The following is a 19,333-nucleotide window of genomic DNA, read 5'->3' as shown; positions in this document are numbered from 1 at the left end:
TGACAACGACGGTCGCTTCGGAGAGCTCAGGAACGACCCTGCTCCACGCGACACAACGTCTGCGGCCCGAAGGCCACCCACAGCATCCGCGGGGTGACCAGCGCAGGCGGGACCGGGGAGTTCGGAGCCCGCAGCGTCGGCAGTCGCCGGGGCGGGGCCAGGGGCCGGGGCACGCGGGGCCTCTCGACCGGGGCCTCCTCGGCGTTCGTCCAGCCCCACCGGCGCATCCAGCCGCGCACGTCGTCGAGCAGCCCGTCGAGGATGCCGGAGAGGGCCTGCCCGCCGGAGGTCGCGACGGAGGTGATGGCGAGGGCGAGGAAGTCCCAGTCCTTCGCGGAGAGCAGGGCGAGCAGGGTCGCGGCGGTGCGGTGGTCGGGGTCCTCGAGGTCGTCGAGCCGGCGCCGCAGCCGCTTCACGACCCACTCGGCCCACTCGGGCTCCTCGATGTCCTCCGGTTCGATCCCGCCCTTCGGGGCCGCCGGCGGCGTCATCTCGGCACGCGTGAAGGTCCGGCCGTAGGCGTGGGCGACGAGCTCGGCGCAGTAGTAGGCCGACGAGCTGGGATCCTCCGGCGTCGCGGCCCAGGCCGTCGCCACGTCACGGGCCGCGACGAACAGCTCCTCGGCCAGGCCGGGGTTCGTCTCCTGCAGCGCGACGGACCGCAGGCCCGCCGCGACGTTGACGAGCTTGACGAACGAGAAGGCTCCCTCGCCGCCCGGGACCGGCGTGAACTCGTCGAGATAGTCCAGGGCGCGCTCGCGGTGCCGGTCGGACATCGCGACGGTGTAGAAGTCGCGGCTCGGCCAGAACTTCTCGAACTCGTCCCACCGCACGCCGCCGTAGTCGCCGTCGAGCCGCTCCGCCAGCGCGCTGGCGATGCCGTTGGCGGGCCGGTCGCGGTGGGTCTCGCCGTGCTCGTCGATGTGCACGGCGATGCCCGAGTGCGAGAGCTTCGTGCCGTCGTAGCGCTCCATCATCTGCCCGAGCGCCTCGTCGGGGATCTGGGTCACCAGGAGTAGGTCTCCCGGCTGGACCTCGTCTGGATCGATCGTCCGGAAGGACGTAGAGTCACCATTCGCCGTCACGCTGAGTGCATCCTGGGGGTCAGGTGTCATCGTCGTCATCCCCCGATGTCCGTATTCGTGTGCTGGGTGAGGTCTGCATCGAGGGCGCGTCAGGCGCCGTCGGATGGCCGGGGCGGCGGCTGCGGACGCTGCTGGCCCTGCTCGCGGCGGCGTGCCGCGGCACGGTGGCGGTGCCGTCGCTCATCGACGAGATCTGGGGCGAGGTCCTTCCCGAGCGGCCCGACGGCGCGCTGCAGGTGCTGGTCAGCCGGCTGCGCCGGGAGGCGCCCGACGAGGACACGCGGCTGCCGATCCCGCCGATCGGCGAGACCTACCGACTCGACCTCCCGCGCGACGCGATCGACCTCCACCGCTTCCACGACGACGCCGCGGTCGCGCTCGACCCCGAGGCCACGCGCGAGACCGTCATGGAGTTCGGCGGACGCGCCCTCGAGACCTGGCGCGGCGAGCCCTTCGCCGGCACCCCCCTGGGCCCGCGGCTCGAAGCCGAGAAGACCCGCGCGATCGACCGTCGGGTCCGCCTCGTCGCGCGCATGGGTGCCGCGCTGCTCGACCTCGACCGTCCCGCCGAGGCCGTCGACCTCGTCGCCGACGACCTCGCCGCCGACCGCTCCCGCGAGCGCCTCGCCGTCATCGCCGCGTCCGGGCTGCACCGCCAGGGGCGCACCAGCGAGGCCCTCGAGGCCTTGTCGGCCACGCGGAAACACCTCCGCGACGAGCTCGGCGTCACCCCCGGCGCGGAGATCGAGGACCTCCAGCTCCGCCTCACCGCCCCGGTCCCGAGCCGCCACCCCCGCCCGACGCTCGTCGGGCGCGAGGAGGAGCTCGCCGCCGTCCGTGCCCTGCTCGAGGCCCCCGACGGCGGCGCCGTCCGGCTCGTCACCGGCGAGGCCGGCATCGGCAAGACCGCGCTGCTGCGCGCCGCCCGTCGCGAGGCCTGGATGCGCGGGGCGTGCGTCGGCGGCGGGACGTGTGACGCCGACGCACCGCCGTGGTCGGCGTGGGCCGAGGCGCTCGACGAGCTCGGCGTCGCCCCCGTCCACCCCGGCGAGCCCGCCCCCGGCCGTGCCCTGCTGGAGCGCTTCTCGGCACGTCCCCGGCCCGTCCTCATCACGATCGACGACGCGCACCTCGCCGATTCCGCGACCCTCGCCGCCCTGCGGGCGGTCGGCCGGGCCGGGGTGCCCGCCGGGACGGTGGTGCTCGTCGCCGCCCGCGAGCCCGACGCCGTCTCCCACCCGAGCTGGAGCGCGACGCACGCCGAGCTCGCGCTGTTCGAGGCCGTCAGCGACGTGCGGCTGCCCGAACTCGGCCGCGCGGCCGTGCGCCGGCTCGTCGTCGGGCAGCTGCCCGGCCTCGCCCCCGACGGGGCCGGACGCGTCGCCGACGCCCTCTGGGAGCGCACCCGGGGCCACGCCCTGCACGTCTCCGCGGTGATCGAGTCGCTCGCCGGGCTCGACCAGCCCGACGGGGAGAAGGCGGTCGACGAGCTCGCCACCGTCATCCCCGCCCGCCTGCGGCCCCTGCTCGACCACCAGCTCGCCGGCCTCGACCCGGCCGCCCGGGAGGCCCTCGAGTCTCTCGCGGTGCTCGCCCCGCTCTCGCTGGCCGACCTCGGCACCATGCTCGAGATCGCGCCCCGCCCACTGTCGAACCTGCTGCGCAGCGCCGTCGACCGCGGGCTGCTGGCCCCGACCGACGACGGGTTCGTCTTCCGGCACGCCCTGACACGCGACGCCGTCCTCGACGCCGTCCCCCCGGCGAGCGCGCAGACGCTGCACCACGCCCGGTACCGGGTGCTCGTCGAGCAGGTCGTCCCCGAGCCCTTCACGTTGCTGCGTCACGCGGTCGGCGCCGGTCCGCTGCTCACCGACCGGGAGGTGGGCGACGCCCGCCTCGGCGCCGGTGTCGCGGCGTACGGCCAGGGCGCGCTCGAGGAAGCCCGGGCTCAGCTCGACGCCGTCCTGGACACCTCGCACCCCAGCTCCGTGGCCCTGCACCGCGGGCTCGTGCTCGAGGCGATGGGTCTCCAGGAAGACGCCGACGAGGTGCTCGACGAGGTCGTCGAGCAGGCCGCGGCCCTCGCGGCGGGGGTCGAGGAGGTCGAGGCCGCGGCGGACGCTCGCGAGGTCGACGACGGTGTCGTCGCGGACGCGGTGGTCGCCGCGGTCGGTCACGACGCGATGGGCATCAACGTCGCCGGACGCCCCCGACGCGCCCGGCGACTGCGCCGCGTCCGCGGCCTGCCCCTGACCGACCGGCAGCGCGCCGAGGTCCTGCGCAGCCTGATCCTCGAGGAGGAGCAGCTCCACGGCGACGTCGGCGACCCCACCGCCCTGCCCGAGCTGCTCGCCCTCGCCGCCCAGGGATTCGGGGACGCCCGCCTGCTCGCCGGCGTCCGCGTCCTCGAGGCCAACCACCTGGTCGACGCGCCCGTGCCCGCCACGCAGCGGCTCGCCGTCTGCGAGCAGGCCAGCCGGCTCGCCGCCGACGCCGGGGACGACGCGCTCTGGTTCGAGGCCGAGGAGCTGCGCATCGCCGCGCTGCTCGCCGCGGGCCGCCAGGACGACGCCCTCGCCGCCCGGCGGGATCTCGAGCCCCTTGCCGTCGACCGCCACCGGCCGCGGACGATGTGGATGGTCTCCCTGCTCGACGCCGGGCTGACCCTGGCTCGCGGCGACACCGACGAGGCCGACGCCGCCGCCCTCGCGGCCATGCAGCGGGGCCAGGAGCTCGGGCTGCCCGACGCGGTCGGCGCCTACGGGGTCCATCTGCTCGTCCGGCACCTGTTGGCCGGCACCCTGCCCTCGCTCCAGGGTCTGCCCGCCGGGGCCGCCGCGATGTACCCGCTGGTCGCCGCCTGGTCGGCCGCCGCCGCGGTGGACGCCGCGACCGCTGGGGACCTCGAGACCGCCGCTTCGCACCTCGCCGACTGGCACCGGAAGCGCGAGGGCCGGGAAGGCGCCCTGTTCGACCGTCCCGGTCTCTGCCTCGCGGCATGCGCCGCCTTCGCCCTCGGCGACGCGGCCACCGCCGAGGTCGTGCGCCGCGACATGCCGCCGGACCCCACGGCCGTCGTCGTGGTCGGCATCGGGTCGGCCACCTTCGGCCCGCAGGCGCTCTACCGGGGTCTCGCGGCCGCCGTCGTCGTCGACCGCGCGGAGGCCAAGAAGCGCTTCGCTCTCGCCGCGTCCCTCGCCGACGGGCTCGGCTGGGCGCCGTGGGCGGAGGCCGCTCGCGGCTTCGCCCGTCTCGTGCGGGCCGGCGGCGCGCAGGGGCGTCCGGCGGGAGGTCCCCCTGTCCCGCCGGACGCCCGTCCGCTCGGGTTGCTCCCGCCGTCCTGACGTACCCCCCTCGCCAGGCCGGGCGAGAGCATCACCCGTGGCCCCGGGCCGGGACCGGCGGCTGAGCGGATCGATCGACATCGGCCCGCTCCCCCCCTGCCGCCGGGCCTTCGGCCCGTGACGGAGAGCAGAACCCGTCCCGCTTTCACGCACCTTTCGCGGTCGCGAGAGGGCGACAGGACGGCAGTGCCCCGGACGGCCTAGTGCTGTCGCTCGTCCGACAAGCCGTGCGACGGGACGGAAAGACGGTCGCACGGTGCGGTGGTACTCGGACGAGTGGTGTCACGCCCGGTCGGGGGGCGCTCCGTTCGCACTCGCGGCGTTAGCCGGTCACGGAGCGGTCTAGGTCACATGAGGCCGAACGAGTGAATGGCCGTCATGGTTTCGGGCGTGTCGGCGAGACACGCCGAGGGAGCAGACCACGTGGTGTGTAACGACCTGGCCAACACCCTCCGATAGCGGGTCAAGAGCGACGGCACACGGTTCAACGGGAAGGACCGGTCGGCGCGTCACACCACTGGGTGGTCACTCACCACCCGTGATGTAGGGGGACATCAGGAAATGAGCAGTGGCGTCGACATAGCGGAATCGATCGAGACGAACGGGGCTCGTCTCGGAATTCGTACGGAGCGTGACCAGCTGACCGTCTTGCGGGACCGGCCGCTCACCCTCGTTCCCGAGCAGCGCCCGGCGCCGAAGGTCGACCCCGTCCCGTTGCCCACAAGCCGGCCGCTGGCCGGCATCAAGTCGGCACGCCGCATCGCGGCCTGGATGGTGGTCCCGCCCGTGGACCTGGCGATGCTCCTGCTGCCGCTGCTGTGGAGCTCGCACGTCAAGGCCATCCTGCTCATGGCCGCGGTGGCGATGGTCGTCCTCAACGGCACCGGCCGCTTCCGCGCTCGTCTCCACCTCAGCGTGCTGGACGAGCTCCCCGGCCTGATCGGCCGCCTCCTGACCTCTGGCGCCATCGTCGGCACGCTCTTCGCGCTCGTGAACACCCAGCAGGAGGTCGCGCCCTTCCTCGCCGAGATGCTGGGCACGATCGGCCTCGTCATCGCCGGGCGCATCCTGACCACGCAGCTGATCCTCATCGCGCGCAAGCGTCGCGTCGTCGCGCACCCGACGATCCTCATCGGCGGCGGTACCCGCGCCCAGGAGATGGCGACGCTGCTGCAGCGCTACCCCCAGTACGGCCTGGCGCCGGTCGGTTTCGTCGACGACGGCTCGGCATGCGCAGCCGGCAGCGTCCTCCCGCGCCTCGGTCGCGTCGACGACCTCGATCTGGCTGTTGCCGCCTCGGGCGCCGACGTCATCCTCATGGCCGACGGTGACATCTCCGAGGCCGACCTGCTCGACGTCGTGCGGCGACCCGACTGCCTCGACTGCGACCTGCTCGTCATCCCGCGACTGCCCCAGTTCCACACGCAGGCCGGCATGGTCGACCACATCGGTTCCGTCCCCGTCATGCGCATCCGCACCCCCAAGCTCGAGGGGCCCGCCTGGGCCATCAAGCGCGCCTTCGACATCGTGGTCAGCGGGCTCCTGCTGCTGGTCCTCGCGCCCGTCATGGCCGCCTGCGCGGTCGCGGTGCGTTTGGAGGGCGGTCCTGGGTTCCTGTTCCGTCAGGAGCGAGTGGGCCGCGACGGCCGTACTTTCGAGTGCCTGAAGTTCCGCTCAATGAAGCCGGCGACGTCGGCCGAATCGGCCACGCAGTGGAACATCGCGAACGACAACCGCGTAGGCCCGGTGGGCAAGGTGCTGCGCCGCTCGTCTCTCGATGAGCTCCCGCAGCTGTGGAGCATCCTCCGCGGCGACATGACCCTCGTGGGCCCGCGCCCCGAGCGGCCCCACTTCGTCAGCAAGTTCGCCGCAGAGATCGACCGGTACGACCACCGCCACCGCGTCCGCGCCGGCCTCACCGGTCTGGCGCAGGTCAGCGGCCTTCGGGGTGACACCCCCATCTGCGACCGCGCTCGCTTCGACAACTACTACATCGAGAACTGGTCGCTCTGGCTCGACGCGAAGGTCCTCCTCCGGACTATCGGTGAGGTGCTCTTCGCCAAGGGCCGCTGATCCCCGCCCGCCCGGCGAGCTGCGCGCCCGTCCCGAGACCAGGACAGACCGCTCATCGCCCGTTCGAGCGGACGACGGTGTCGTCCCTACTCTGGGTGGTCTACTGTGCACGGCCAGCATCCCGATGGGTGTCACGGAATGGTCTCGGCCTCGTTGGGGCATGTAACAGTTCGCGGCCCCGGGCGAGCTGGCTCACACCAAGCCAGTCGACGGTGGCTCGGGGATGGGGGCGCCCTCGCGGGCGCTCGGCAGGAAGACATGGGGGGACATGTCGTGGCGAACAGGTCCAGCGCGGTCATCGAGCCGCTGTCGGACGACGGGGCGCCGACGCGGCATCTGCGCGATGTCAGCGATCCGCAGTACCTGACCGCTCAGGCGCCGAGGATGTCACGGCCGCTCGCCGGGTTCCGTTCGTCCCGCGGGCTCGAGGCGTGGATGCTGGTCGTCCCCGTCGACGCGGTGATGCTCCTCGTTCCTGCGCTGTGGGCTCCTGACGCGCTCATCGCGTTGCTGGGCCTCACGGTGGTGTCGCTCGGCCTGCTCACGGGGCACGGCCGGTACCGAGCCCGGCTCCACCTGTCGGCCCTCGACGAGCTCCCCAGCATCCTGTCGCGATCTCTCACGGCCACGGCGGTCGTCGCCCTTGCCTTCGTGCTTCGCCACGACGCCGGCTCCGCCATCGACTTCCTCGGTCTCGCCGCCACCAGCATCGCGCTGTTGATCGCCGGCCGCTTCGTCACGACCGCGCTCATCCTCAGCGCTCGGCGACGGGCGGTGGTCGCCCACCGCACCGTCCTCATCGGTGGTGGAGCGCTCGCCGCGGAGATGGCCACGCTGCTGGAGCGGTACCCGCGCTACGGGCTCTCGCTCGCCGGCTTCGTCGACGACGGTGAGCGGTGCGACGCCTCCTTCGTGACGTCGCACCTCGGAGCCATCCACGACCTAGAGCTCGTCGTGGCCGCGAACGACATCGAGGTCATCCTCGTCGCCGAAGGTCAGTTCGATGAGCTCGAGCTCCTCGACTACGTCCGCAAGCCGGACTGCGCATCCTGCGATCTCCTCGTGGTGCCGAGGCTGAACGCTTTCCACACCCAGACCGGTCAAGCTGACCACATCGGATCGGTCCCGGTCATGCGCATCAGGAATCCTTCGCTCTCTGGACCCGCGTGGCGGATCAAGCGACTCTTCGACGTGGCGGTCAGCGCCGGCGCGCTGCTGTTGCTCTCACCGGTGCTCACCGCTTGCGCGCTCGCCGTCCGGATGGAGGGCGGTCGCGGGGTCATCTTCCATCAGGAGCGCGTCGGTCGGGACGGCCGGACGTTCGAATGCCTGAAGTTCCGCTCCATGAAGCCGACGACTTCGTCCGAGTCCGCTACACAATGGAACATCGGCACAGACAAGCGGGTGGGCCCAGTTGGAAGAATCATCCGCCGTACGTCTCTCGACGAGCTACCCCAGCTGTGGAACATCCTGCGTGGCGATATGACATTGGTGGGCCCGCGTCCCGAGCGGCCGCATTTCGTCGAGAAGTTCTCCGCCGAGTACACCCGCTACGCGCACCGGCACCGAGTTCCTTCGGGCCTCACAGGCCTGGCACAGGTCAGCGGACTGCGCGGAGACACCCCCATCTCGGATAGGGCTCGCTTCGACAACTACTACATCGAGAACTGGTCGCTCTGGCTGGATGCGAAGGTACTGCTGCGGACGGCGACCGAGGTCCTGTTTGCGCGGGGACGATAGGCTTGTCGCCATCTACCCAAGTTGGCATGAACGAGAGCTATGAACTACTCAGTATGAGGATCTAAGAGTGGAGGGAAGAGCATGGTCCTTGAAGGGGAAATCGCGGACCTTCGAGCCAACGGGCACTACAAGCATGCGTGGAGCGGGTATAAGGAGATGATATTGAGGGCCGCCTCCAGCTATGATGCTCCACGAATGCTGGAGGTAGGAGGCGGCCGCAGTCCGTCGCTCACTGAGGACCAAGTTCGGCGGTTAGGCGCGGACTATACCGTCAACGACATTGACCGTGAAGAACTCAGCTTGGCACCCAAATGGACAAGCCAATTATTGGGCGATATCGCCGATCCAGGGCTCACTGCTCGCAGCGAGGCTCTTGAACGGTATGATCTAATCTTTTCTCATATGGTCTTTGAGCACGTCACCAGTCCAGCGTCGGGCTACCGTAACGTCGCACGAATGCTGGCGCCGGGCGGCCTCCTCATAAACTTCATCCCAACGTTGTTCGCCCTCCCTTTCGTAGTGAACCGCCTTCTTCCTGAGAGGGCCTCGCATGAAATCTTGCGCCGGGCATTTCCAAAGCGTGACCTTAGGTCTGCCCCCAAGTTCCCGGCGTACTACCGTTGGTGCAACACTTTGGAACCCACTTGTAGAAAGATCGAAGCGCAGGGCTTCAAGGAAGTCAGTATAGTCCCCTTTTACGGCCACGACTACTATAGGAAATTCCAGCCCCTACAGGCGCTCGAGGAAAAATGGTGGCCGATTGCTTCAAGGTTGCAAATCCGTCCAGCATCGACCTTTGCATACGTAATCGCAGAAGGCGCGTGACTCCTCATGCCTCCGGTAAGAGTCCAAAGCAACCTGCAAGCTAAGCTCGGCCGATCCTTGCCTACGATCCGCGCCTCGAATACTGCGTGCTGGATCGACCGGAGACCTTAAATGTTCCAAACAATCTCTGAAGCGGTCCAGAAGCATCGTTTGCTGGCGTTGGGAACACTTCTGGCGATCACCATCGGCGTGTCAGCGTGGGCGTTCCTAAAGCCACCTACCTACACGTCGTCAGTGACATTCTACGTCTCTGCACAGCCAACCGACGATCCTACTGGGACCTATCAAGGAAGCTTGCTCTCTCAACAGCGAGCGATCTCCTACGTGGAGCTTATCCAGAGTGACCGTCTCGCTCGCGACGTTATCAACGCGGCGGGTCTTCCGGTCACTCCGGACGATCTCCTCGATCGTGTAACGGCCACGAATAAGGTCGACTCGGTCGTAATAAATGTCCAGGTCGATGACACTTCTGCTACGCGAAGTGCGGATATCGCGAACTCTATCGGACGAGTTTTCCCTGGGATAGTCGCTGAGGTCGAGAGACCACAAGGGGCCGCCTCATCTCCGCCCGTTGCAGTGCGGGTCGTTCAGCCAGCGTATATTCCAGACACGCCTTCGTCGAGTTCTCCTGTCGCCGTCTCGCTCCTCGGGCTGGTTGGCGGCCTAGTCGCAGCGGCGGGCGTCACAGTATTGTGGACAGCAATCGATACTCGCATCAAGGGAAGACCTGCACTTGAAAAAGCCTCAGGAGTATCCCAGATCGGACGGATCCCGGACGGAGCGGCGGATAATCCGAGCGTTCAAGAAGCAATCCGCCAGCTACGGACGAACCTTGAGTTTGCGAACCTAGGCGCGTCTGGTCAAGTCACGCTCATTACAAGCCCATCGCCGGCGGAAGGTAAGACGACGGTCTCTTGTGCTCTAGCGAGTGCGATGGCGGCTAGTGGCAAACGCGTCGTACTTGTCGATGCCGATCTTCGGCGTCCTTCGATCGCTAGCACGTTGGGTTTGGAGCCGAGCGTGGGGCTCACCACCGTTCTAATCGGCCGAACCAGCTTGGCGGATGCAGTACAACGCCTTCCTGGGCGATCCATCGATGTGCTCACCTCGGGGCCGCGACCTCCAAATCCTAGTGAGCTCCTAGGCTCAGAGCAGATGATGGAGGCCGTAGATCAGTTGCGTAGGAGCCACGATGTCGTTCTCATCGACACCGCTCCAGTCCTGCCTGTTACCGACGCTGTGACGCTCTCGAGGGCCGCAGACAGCGTCGTCCTTGTCTGCAGGTACGCTGCGACTAGGACGACTCAGGCGGCTGAGGCAAGCCGATCCCTGATGGCTGTTCAGGCGAAACTCGCCGGAGCCATTTTGAACATGGCACCACAGGAAACCCGCCAAGCATACTCGTACTATGTCGATGTCGACAGCACGACACGGAGAGATGACGCCTTCGCGGATGCACCGACGCGCGAAGACATGCCTCGGGGGGGCGCTAACCATAGCAAACATGGGGTTGGGTCGCCCGGTCACCCGTCTCCACGTCCTCGGTGAGGCCCTCGGAACGGCATCAGGACACTGGATGTGTCGGTAGGAAGCGGATTACGATGCCCCATAGTAGCCTGAGTAGATCGCGCCACTGGCTACGTGCATCGTTGGGCGTCTTCGCTCTAAGGGCCAGCGGTATCGGTATGAGTGCGGTCGCAACGTTCTTGATCGCTAGATTGCTCGGCGCCCAAGCCTACGGAGACTATGCATGGGCTATGTCGTGGGTCATCATCCTTCGCCTCGTGGTCACCTTGGGGTTCGACAAACTTCTTGTTCGCGAACTAGCAGCCTTGGGCGCCAGAGGCGCAGGCTTGGCCGGCCGAGGGCTGACTCGTCGATGCTACATTGTAGTTGTCGTAGTCTCAGTAGCGGCGGTAGTAGCCGCGGTTCCCGTGGGGATGTTCGTATCTGACCCGGAGACGAATCAGTTCGAGTGTCTCGTGGTGGCACTGTTCGCGTTACCATTCGTTGGCCTAATGGCGGCCAACGGTGGCGCGTTGCAGGGGGCCGGACGGATCGTGCTGTCGCGCGTCCCTGAAGACGCGGTGTACTCAGTTCTTCTACTAGTTGGCGTTGCGCTAGCTCAGACCCTGTGGAGCACGTCCCAGGATGAAGCAGTCCTTCTTACCGCTCTAAGAGGTGTCGCCTTCGTCGGCGCCTTGGCCGTCGGGCTAATCCTGATGCGGCGATCTCTACATCACCACAGCGAGAATGAGGAACGGCTTGGGGGACGCGGGGCTCTGTCACGGGACTTTCGCCGAGACTTCGGCGGGCTTCTAAAGTCGGCGGTTCCTCTGATCGTAGTGAGTGGAGCGAACGTCTTCATCGTCGAGTTCGGAACCATTGCCGTGGGAATTTTCCACGATAGTGCCGCTGCCGGAGGATATGCTGTTTGCAGTAGGGTCGCGTTCCTCTTAACAATTACCGAGTTCGTGGCGAACCAAGTATTAGGCCCACTTATTGCTCGGTTGTATGCGGAAGGCAAAATCGAGCGGTTACAGCGAATAGTCAACCGAGTGACGTGTGGAGTTCTGGGGCTTACAGGAGTCGGAGTCGTCGTGTTGATCGTCTTCGCGCCCCAGATTCTTGAGCTCTTTGGTGGGAGCTACGCTAGCAGCTCACAAGTTCTTAGAATCCTCGCGATTGCTTGGCTTGTGAACTTCAGCGCGGGTCCCTGCGGGCTGCTCCTGATAATGACGGGTCTCGAGCGCGATGCCGCAGTCGGTCTCGGCGTTGCCGCGGTGATCTGCATTCCGCTTACTCTGATACTAGTTGGGCCGCTTGCGGGCGCGGGGAGCGCTATCGCGATGCTGGTTTGCAGTGCCATATGGAATCTCCTACTCGCGCGGGCTTGCTGGAAGAAGCGTGGCATCGATCCCACACTATTGGGCATCTTTCGGTCTCCCAGGGAGAAGAGGGCTGTTGCATAAGAATAGCCGTCGCGCTGCGATGCGTGTTCTTCAGGTTTTCCAACCTTCGATTGGAGGGGTCCCTCGGTACGTCGCAAGCTTGACCACTGGTCTCTCTTCAACATGCTGCAATGTAGAGGTCGTCTGCCCTTGGAAGAACACGGTGCGCTCTGAGCTGGAGTCGGCAGGTCTGGTCGTTGGTTACCTCAATTCTTCGAACGGTATCAGTCCTCTCGCTGACCTCCGTGCCCTTGTAACGCTTATGAAAGCAATGCGTAGCGTTGATGTTGCGCATGCGCATAGTAGTAAAGCGGGGCTTCTTGTGGCGATTGCAGGACTAGTGACTAGAACGCCAACCGTATACACTCCGCACACTTGGTCATTCCAGCGTGACCTCGGACCTATCGCGAGGTTGAGTTACAAGTTGACCGAGAACGTTCTCGCACGCTTACACCGTCATCTCGTACTAGTAAGCGAGTCCGAGAGGTCGGGTGCGAGGTCAGCTCATATCGGTCCGGACTCTAAGATGTCCGTCGTGCATTCCGGTGTTGCGGATGTTGAGCGGCACGACAGAGAGTCTTCAAGACGCATCCTTGGGATCCCTACTGACGCCCTTGTCGTTTCGTGGGTTGGACGCGATGATCCGGCGAAGCAGCCGACGCTGCTACCCGTGATTCAGCGTGCGCTACTACGTGGTCGAGTTGTCGCGATGGGGCCCGGACTGGCACAGTCGCCTGCGGGCAGGGACCTTGTGACAGCAGGAGGGTTGCTCGTCAACGAGGAGGAATTCGCCCCTCCAACTTTGTACGCTGCCAGCGACGCTCTAATTATGACGTCGGCGTGGGAAGCATTTCCGTTCGTGCCGCTCGAAGCTATGCGGGCAGGCATTCCAGTAGTATCGTTTTCGGTCGGTGATATTTCAGCTCAAGTCGAAGACCAGGTAACGGGATACGTAGTGGGTCCGGGAGAAGTCAGCGCCCTGGTTGACCGTGTAGATCGACTATTGGGTAGCGAAGCCCTTCGACGGCAGATGGGGGAAGCCGGCACTCATCGAGTACAGATCGAGTTCTCGATTGATAAGATGGTCCAAGAGGTTCGAGGTATTTACGAACAGGTGACGAAGTGACAGTTCGATCCGAAGCAGCCTTCGGTCCTGAGGTTCTCCCGAAAGACGTATGCATCGTCACTGTCACCTACGCGGACCGGTCCGATCTTTGCGGTGGATTGATTGCCGCTGCGAAAGGACTCGGCGTCGGCGCGCTAGTTGTTGTTGCCAACGGAATGGCGCCAGACCATGTGGCAAAGCTCAAGGCACTTTCTGCCGACTGTGACTGCTCGAAGGTCGTTGAGCTTAAGCGGAATGATGGCTCAGCTCCCGGATTCGCTGCTGGCATCGAGGAGGCCCTTGGGGCGAAGCGCCGCTATATCTGGCTGCTTGACGACGATAACGTACCTCGTTCGGATGCTCTGACGGAATTGCTGAAGGTTCTCAACGATCTGCCGGATCGTCGGGCTGCTCCTCCTGTTCTCTTTTCAGCACGACCAGCGCGAGCGTACATGCGCGCTATCTTGGCAGGCGCTAGGCCGCAGGTCGCATATCCCACAGCCGGGGGGTACGCCGGATTCAACATTGTGGACGTACCGCACCAAATCCTTCGGCGTTGGCGTAAGCATGCATCAGGCGTCAACCCTTTGAAGGTAATACCTATACCTTATGGACCGTACGGTGGGCTGCTGTTCGATCGAGAGCTCATCCGAGTGGTTGGGTTACCCAATCGGGAGATGTCACTGTATGAAGATGACGCTGAGTTCACCCGTCGCATTGCTAGACACAGAGAGCTGCTCTTAGTAACGAGCTCGATCGTCACTGAAGCAGACGAGTCTTGGTACGAAGCGTCGAAAGGCCGGACGGCGTTTGGCCGCGTGCTGTTGGCGGACTCCGACCGGCGTGCATTCTATGCCAATCGAAATCGGGTCTATTTCGAGAGCCATTATTGGCAGGGCAACTGGTGGTTGAGGCAGTTCAATAAGCGTCTATACGTCTCCGCGTTGCGGATGTGGAGCTTGTTTATAGGGTCCGGCGACAGATATCGTTTGTTGCGGGACGCAATGCGCCGAGGAGATCAGGGGGATCTGAGCGGGGTGGAGTTGCCGTGATGGTCTCGATCGGATTGCCATTCCGGAACAACTATTCGACGCTACGGTTGGCGTTGAAGTCGATTTTCGCACAGTCGTACTCGAATTGGGAACTTATTCTCGTAGACGATGGGTCGACAGATGGTTCGCTTGACTTGGTACGCCGCTTGGAATCTGATCCAAGGGTAAGGGTTCTCTGCGATGGCTCAAATCGCGGACTAGCTGCGCGCTTGAATGAAATCTCAGGCGTGGCCTCTGGGACGCTCGTCGCGCGGATGGATGCGGACGATGCCATGCATCCTGATAGACTGCAGAAACAGCTTAAGGCTTTCGACGTCGAAGATGTTGACCTGGTGTGCAGCGCCGCCTTCGCGATGACGGGAGAGGGTCAGGTCTATGGGCGAAAGAGCACTGACCCACTGCCGGACAGTCAGGCGGGTTTCCTTGATAACGCGTCTATCGTGCATCCAACGGTTATGGCTCGCGCTGAGTGGATGCGAGCGAATCCTTACAACGAGGCGCTTCTCCGTTGCCAAGATAAGGAGCTGTGGTGCAGAACTAGCGGGCAATCGAAGTTCCGCAAGATCGCCGAACCGCTTCTATTCTATCGGGAGGTGGGCAACTTCTCCTTGAGTACATATAGGAGCACTGCGCATTTTGACCGTAGAATAGTGGGCGCCTACGGCCCAATGGCGATTGGGCGTGGCAAGACCGTCATGAAGCAGTGGGCGTCGTTCGGCAAGGTTGGCCTGTATGGATTGGCGGTCGCGCTTGGTCGAGAGGATGTCTTGATCTCGCGACGAGTGCGGAACCTCGCGGGCGCTGATGCGGAAGACGCCCAAACAATCCTAGATCGCGTGGACCAGGCGTTGCTGCCTGGAATAGGATAGGTCGGCCGCGAAACTGGGGGACGACTATGTGGGGCTTGACGTTGGTGGTCCTTCTCGTGCTTGCCACCGTCGTAAGTTTCTTTGTCGGTATGCCGCGAGTGAATAATGCCTCGGTCCTGCTTGTATGCTGGGGCCCTTTGCTTCTATTCACGGCATCTACTCGGCTTGCATATCCTAGCCCTAACGATGACTTCTGGGTACTAGTATTTGTCTTCGTCGGCGCTATATTGCTCAGTTCCGTGTTTACTGCGATCTACTTGCGTTCTAGGCTGAAGTTGCCAATTGCGCAGCGAGTCGCGCAAGTGAAGGTCCGGTCCGCGCTTTACTGGCACGTCGCCTTATGTGTTCTGCTTACGTTCTATGGCGCGTTTCAGCTTTACAGCTCTAGGGCGATCATATCGAGGCTCGGCGGAGTGGGTGGAATCGTATCCGGAGGCGGAGACGAGTTTCGTCGTCAGCAAATTGCGAGCGCCGTAGACGGGGCCCAGGCCGCGATTGGCTCAGGGAATGTCGCGGTTGGACTGTTGGGGTACGTACTCTTTCTGGGTCACGCCTCTCTATTTACAGGCGCGATACTATGGATTCATGGTTATCGCTACATCTCGGTATTGCCGATCGTTATTTCTGCCGCGTACTCAGTATTTACTGTTCAGCGCTCTTCGTTTGTAATGTCTCTACTTCTTTTCGTTGCGACAACACTGGCCCTTAGGCGCACTCGGTATGTCGACGTAGTCAAGACGACGAGATCGGGGATCGCCCCGTCAGTCGTCTTGGCTGTGGTCGGTGCAGTAGCTATCTTCGTTCCGTTACAATTACGTAATACTGGCACTGCAAACGCCACTGGCATAGAATCGCTCATTCAATATCTTGGGTCGGGATTCCTGGGTCTCTCCTCGCGGACGTTGTACAACCCGAATTGGGAGCCTCCGCCAGGATTGGGTCTGTCCTCGGGCGGCCCACCAGTGGGTTATGGCGCTTACACATTCAAGAATTTCTTTAGCCTGCTTCAACGGTTCGGGATGCCGGTACCTGAGGCGCCGCGTACTTATGATTACTATGTGGTGCAACTTTTTGACGAACGATATTACACGAACGTCGGAACCTCGATCCTAGATCTGCGCTACGACTTCGGCTTGCCGGGCCTCGCTGTCTTCTCCTTGGCGGTGGGCGCCGCATCGACATTAGCCTATGCGCGTTCAATTGGACGGAGATCGTATCTCGCACCAGTCACCGGGCTTGCGTTGAGTTGGATGGCTTGGTCGTTCTTTGGGAACAGCTTACTGAACGATTTTCGCTATATTCTCGCAGTAGTGGCGGGGTCGTTGATCCTCAGAGCCCTCATTCGGCCTTCCGCGAAGAACGAGGAAAGGCCTGGCGACAGAGTCCAGTTGGGTGACCCCACAGTAGTGTTTGGACGGGTTGGTTAGTTGTGCGTGCCTGAGTCTCAGTCGGTAGGGAAGTGCGCCGTTGAGGGTCGATAAATTTTGGTGTTTCGGAAATAGGGCCGCCGAGCGGGGGAGCTACCTAGAGGCGTTGACGGTTCGGTTAGGTTCCGGCGCGGCGGACTCGTTCGGCGATGTCGACGACGTAGGCGCCGTAGCCCGAGCTGGCCTGGCGTTCGCCGAGCGTCAGCGCCTGCTCGGGGGTGATCCAGCCCTTGACCAGGGCGATCTCCTCGAGGCAGGCGAACCGCACGCCCTGGCGGTGTTCGAGGACCTGCACGTACTGGCTGGCCTCGATCAGCGACTCGTGGGTGCCGGTGTCGAGCCAGGCGAACCCGCGCCCGAGGTCGAGCAGCCGGGCGTTGCCGCGGGCCACGTAGGCCCGATTGACGTCGGTGATCTCCAGCTCGCCCCGCTGCGAGGGGGTGAGGCCGCGGGCGATGTCGATCACGTCGTTGTCGTAGAAGTACAGCCCGGTGATCGCCCGGTTGGACCGGGGCTTGGCGGGTTTCTCCTCGATGGAGAGCAGCCGGCCCGCCTCGTCGGCCTCCCCGACCCCGTAGCGCCCGGGATCACGCACCGGGTAACCGAACAGCACGCAGCCCTTCTCCGCCTCCAGCCGCGCCCGCTCGTGGGCGAGGATCGTCGAGAAGTTCTGGCCGTGGAAGATGTTGTCGCCCAGCACCAGCGCGGCGGTGTCGTCGCCGACGTGCTCGGCGCCGATGACGAACGCCTCGGCCAGCCCGTTCGGCGCGGCCTGTTCGGCGTAGGAGAACCGCACCCCCAGCTCGCCGCCGTCGCCGAGCAGCCGCCGGAACGCCGGCAGGTCGACCGGGGTGGAGATGACCAGGATGTCGGTGATCCCGGCCAGCATCAGCACCGAGATCGGGTAGTAGATCATCGGCTTGTCGTAGACCGGCAGCAGCTGCTTGGACACCGCGCGGGTCACCGGGTGCAGCCTGGTCCCCGACCCACCGGCGAGCACGATCCCCTTCACCGGGTGCCGCCGGCGCTGTCCCAGTTGGTGTCGGCGCCCTCGACCACGGGGCTGCGCCCGATCAGCGGGCGCCACCAGGCTTCGTTGGCCCGGTACCAGTCCACCGTGGCGGCGATGCCCTCGTCCCACCCGATCTGCGGGGTCCAGCCCAGCTCGGCGCGCAGCTTCGAGGAGTCGAGCAGGTAGCGCCGGTCGTGGCTGGGCCGGTCCGGGACGATCGTCTTGTACTCCGGGCCCAGCCCCAGGGCGCCGAGGATCGTGTCGGCGATGCCCTCGATGTCGACCTCGTGCCCGGAGCCAACGTTGTAGGTCTCCCCCACCCGTCCGTGGCGCACCACCGCGTCGATGGCGCGGGCGTGGTCGTCGACGTGCAGCCACTCCCGGCGGTTCTTCGTCGACGCGTACAGCGGCAACGCCTCCCCCGCGAGCGCCCGGGTGGTGAACAGCGGGATCACCTTCTCCGGGAACTGGAAGGGCCCGTAGTTGTTGGCGCAGTTGGTGATCGTCACCGGCACGTCGTAGGTCAGCCCGTAGGCGCGCACCACGTGGTCGCCGCCGGCCTTGGCCGCGTTGTACGGGGTGCGCGGCAGGTACGGGGAGTCCTCGGTGAACGCTGTGCCCGGGCCATCCACGTCCAGGGGCAGGTCGCCGTAGACCTCGCAGGTCGAGATGTGGTGGAACCGCGACACCCCGACCCGCCGCACCGCCTCCAGCAGCCCTTGGGTGCCCATCACGTTGGTCGCGAAGAAGTCCCCGGGTCGCAGGATCGCCAAGCTGTTGTGCGACTCCGCGGCGAAGTTCACCACCACGTCCACCGAGTACGCGCGCAGCAGGTACTCCACCAGCTCGGTGTTCGCGATCGAACCGTGGACGAACTCCACCCCGTCCAGGCCCTCGACATTGCCCCGCACCCCGGCATAGGTCAGCGCATCCAGCGCCACCACCCGGTCACCCGGGTACGCCGCCCGCCAGTACCGCACGAAGTTCGACCCGATGAACCCCGCCGCACCCGTCACCAGAACCGACGCCATCGTTCCCCCCAAGCTGCCGATATCGACTAGCGATCGTGCCTCACTTGCGGAGTGTCACTGCACATGGACGGTGAGTGACGAACTCTCGTCTCTTCTTTGGCCTCTACCCAGGGGGGCCATCTCCGACGCCTAACGGCCCTCTTAGGCTTCGGCCGTATGGAGGCACTCGAGTTAGCTGTGCCCGGAGCTTGGCGGTTCACTCCGCGCGTGTTCCCCGACGACCGAGGAGCGTTCGCGGCGCCCTTCCAGGGAGACCTATTCAGGAACGCGGTCGGCCACCCGCTGACCCTTGCCCAGGCCAACACGAGCTCGTCGCGGCGCGGCGTCCTGCGCGGCCTCCACTACGCCGATGTCCCGCCCGGCCAGGCGAAATACGTCCAGTGCGTGGCCGGCGCGCTGCTCGATGTCGTCGTCGACATCCGCGTCGGCTCGGCGACCTTCGGGCAGTGGGACGCCGTTCGGCTCGACCCGAGCACGATGACCGCTGTTTACCTTCCCGAGGGTCTCGCCCACGCGTTCCTGGCCCTCGAGGACGGCACCGTCGCCAGCTATCTGTGCTCCACCCCGTACAACCCGAGCGCCGAGCACGGGGTCGACCCGCTGGATCCCGCGCTCGAGCTGCCGTGGACCGATTACGTTGCTGTCGACGACCTCGTGCTCTCGGACAAAGACCGAGCGGCGCCGTCCCTGGCGGAGGCGCGGGATCACGGTCTGCTGCCGAGGCTGGAGGACTGCGCCGCGCGGGTCGCGGACTTGTGCGGTATGGCCGACGAGCCCCCGCACACTGGAACCGGGCGGCCGGGTTAGCTTCTCGGCAGT

At 65.3% G+C, this 19,333-nt stretch carries 14 protein-coding genes and 1 pseudogene; 12 read left to right on the top strand and 3 right to left on the bottom strand.

The genetic code is table 11. From position 1 onward, the window contains the following. Positions 1 to 26: 26 nt before the first annotated feature. Positions 27 to 1,010 (bottom strand): hypothetical protein, encoded by a 984-nt coding sequence (locus tag ACR9E3_RS16845; protein ID WP_460381474.1) that lies wholly within the window; start codon positions 1,008 to 1,010, stop codon positions 27 to 29. A 134-nt stretch (positions 1,011 to 1,144) separates the two neighbouring features. On the opposite strand from ACR9E3_RS16845, the gene ACR9E3_RS16840 reads away from it, so the two are divergent. The 11 genes and pseudogenes from ACR9E3_RS16840 (at position 1,145) to ACR9E3_RS16790 (ending at position 16,471) form a co-directional block, all read left to right on the top strand. Continuing rightward, positions 1,145 to 4,429: a BTAD domain-containing putative transcriptional regulator gene (locus ACR9E3_RS16840; protein ID WP_460381473.1), complete on the top strand. Its 3,285-nt coding sequence runs from the start codon at positions 1,145 to 1,147 to the stop codon at positions 4,427 to 4,429. A gap of 648 nt (positions 4,430 to 5,077) precedes the next feature. Then, positions 5,078 to 6,502 carry a sugar transferase gene (locus tag ACR9E3_RS16835; RefSeq protein WP_460381472.1) on the top strand — a complete coding sequence of 475 codons (1,425 nt, stop codon included), beginning with the start codon at positions 5,078 to 5,080 and terminating at the stop codon, positions 6,500 to 6,502. Between the two features lie 273 nt (positions 6,503 to 6,775). Next, positions 6,776 to 8,242 (top strand): sugar transferase, encoded by a 1,467-nt coding sequence (locus tag ACR9E3_RS16830; protein ID WP_460381471.1) that lies wholly within the window; start codon positions 6,776 to 6,778, stop codon positions 8,240 to 8,242. Between the two features lie 81 nt (positions 8,243 to 8,323). Continuing rightward, entirely contained in the window at positions 8,324 to 9,067 is a 744-nt protein-coding gene (locus ACR9E3_RS16825) for a class I SAM-dependent methyltransferase (protein ID WP_460381469.1), read from the top strand. Positions 9,068 to 9,178: 111 nt separating this feature from the next. Further along, the gene (locus ACR9E3_RS16820; protein ID WP_460381468.1) at positions 9,179 to 10,615 is read left to right on the top strand and encodes a tyrosine-protein kinase domain-containing protein; all 1,437 of its coding nucleotides are present in this window, start codon (positions 9,179 to 9,181) and stop codon (positions 10,613 to 10,615) included. 101 nt (positions 10,616 to 10,716) lie between these two features. After that, positions 10,717 to 12,039: an oligosaccharide flippase family protein gene (locus ACR9E3_RS16815; RefSeq protein WP_460381467.1), complete on the top strand. Its 1,323-nt coding sequence runs from the start codon at positions 10,717 to 10,719 to the stop codon at positions 12,037 to 12,039. A 19-nt stretch (positions 12,040 to 12,058) separates the two neighbouring features. Further along, positions 12,059 to 12,556, top strand: a pseudogene (locus ACR9E3_RS16810) (glycosyltransferase); the annotation flags it as partial. A gap of 132 nt (positions 12,557 to 12,688) precedes the next feature. Then, positions 12,689 to 13,144 carry a glycosyltransferase gene (locus ACR9E3_RS16805; protein WP_460381624.1) on the top strand — a complete coding sequence of 152 codons (456 nt, stop codon included), beginning with the start codon at positions 12,689 to 12,691 and terminating at the stop codon, positions 13,142 to 13,144. Further along, a complete protein-coding gene (locus ACR9E3_RS16800; RefSeq protein ID WP_460381466.1) occupies positions 13,141 to 14,175 on the top strand; it encodes a glycosyltransferase in 1,035 nt (344 codons plus the stop codon). Before ACR9E3_RS16805 ends, ACR9E3_RS16800 begins: the two co-directional genes overlap by 4 nt. Then, positions 14,175 to 15,044, top strand: a complete 870-nt coding sequence (locus tag ACR9E3_RS16795) for a glycosyltransferase family 2 protein (protein ID WP_460381622.1) — start codon at positions 14,175 to 14,177, stop codon at positions 15,042 to 15,044. The genes ACR9E3_RS16800 and ACR9E3_RS16795 overlap by 1 nt, the downstream gene beginning before the upstream one ends. A 26-nt stretch (positions 15,045 to 15,070) precedes the next feature. Then, on the top strand, positions 15,071 to 16,471 hold the full coding sequence (locus ACR9E3_RS16790) for an O-antigen polymerase (protein ID WP_460381464.1): 1,401 nt from the start codon (positions 15,071 to 15,073) through the stop codon (positions 16,469 to 16,471). A gap of 118 nt (positions 16,472 to 16,589) precedes the next feature. Here ACR9E3_RS16790 and rfbA read toward each other — a convergent pair whose 3' ends face one another. Further along, positions 16,590 to 17,483 carry a glucose-1-phosphate thymidylyltransferase RfbA gene (gene rfbA / locus ACR9E3_RS16785; RefSeq protein ID WP_460381462.1) on the bottom strand — a complete coding sequence of 298 codons (894 nt, stop codon included), beginning with the start codon at positions 17,481 to 17,483 and terminating at the stop codon, positions 16,590 to 16,592. Next, entirely contained in the window at positions 17,480 to 18,514 is a 1,035-nt protein-coding gene (gene rfbB / locus ACR9E3_RS16780) for a dTDP-glucose 4,6-dehydratase (protein WP_460381460.1), read from the bottom strand. Before rfbB ends, rfbA begins: the two co-directional genes overlap by 4 nt. 156 nt (positions 18,515 to 18,670) lie before the next feature. Between rfbB and ACR9E3_RS16775 the strand changes: the two genes are divergently transcribed. Further along, the gene (locus tag ACR9E3_RS16775; protein WP_460381459.1) at positions 18,671 to 19,321 is read left to right on the top strand and encodes a dTDP-4-dehydrorhamnose 3,5-epimerase family protein; all 651 of its coding nucleotides are present in this window, start codon (positions 18,671 to 18,673) and stop codon (positions 19,319 to 19,321) included. The last annotated feature ends 12 nt before the right edge of the window (positions 19,322 to 19,333 follow it).

This window comes from Actinomycetospora sp. C-140, assembly GCF_054796175.1.
The sequence above is the reverse complement of the archived record's forward strand: the minus strand, read 5'-3'. Positions and strand labels throughout refer to the sequence as shown.

Bases quoted from the DNA above. Each gene is read 5' to 3' on its own strand.
- ACR9E3_RS16795 (WP_460381622.1), top strand. From the start codon at position 14,175: ATGGTCTCGATCGGATTGCCATTCCGGAACAACTATTCGACGCTACGG.
- ACR9E3_RS16790 (WP_460381464.1), top strand. From the start codon at position 15,071: ATGTGGGGCTTGACGTTGGTGGTCCTTCTCGTGCTTGCCACCGTCGTA.
- ACR9E3_RS16775 (WP_460381459.1), top strand. From the start codon at position 18,671: ATGGAGGCACTCGAGTTAGCTGTGCCCGGAGCTTGGCGGTTCACTCCG.
- ACR9E3_RS16825 (WP_460381469.1), top strand. From the start codon at position 8,324: ATGGTCCTTGAAGGGGAAATCGCGGACCTTCGAGCCAACGGGCACTAC.
- ACR9E3_RS16820 (WP_460381468.1), top strand. From the start codon at position 9,179: ATGTTCCAAACAATCTCTGAAGCGGTCCAGAAGCATCGTTTGCTGGCG.
- rfbB (WP_460381460.1), bottom strand. From the start codon at position 18,514: ATGGCGTCGGTTCTGGTGACGGGTGCGGCGGGGTTCATCGGGTCGAAC.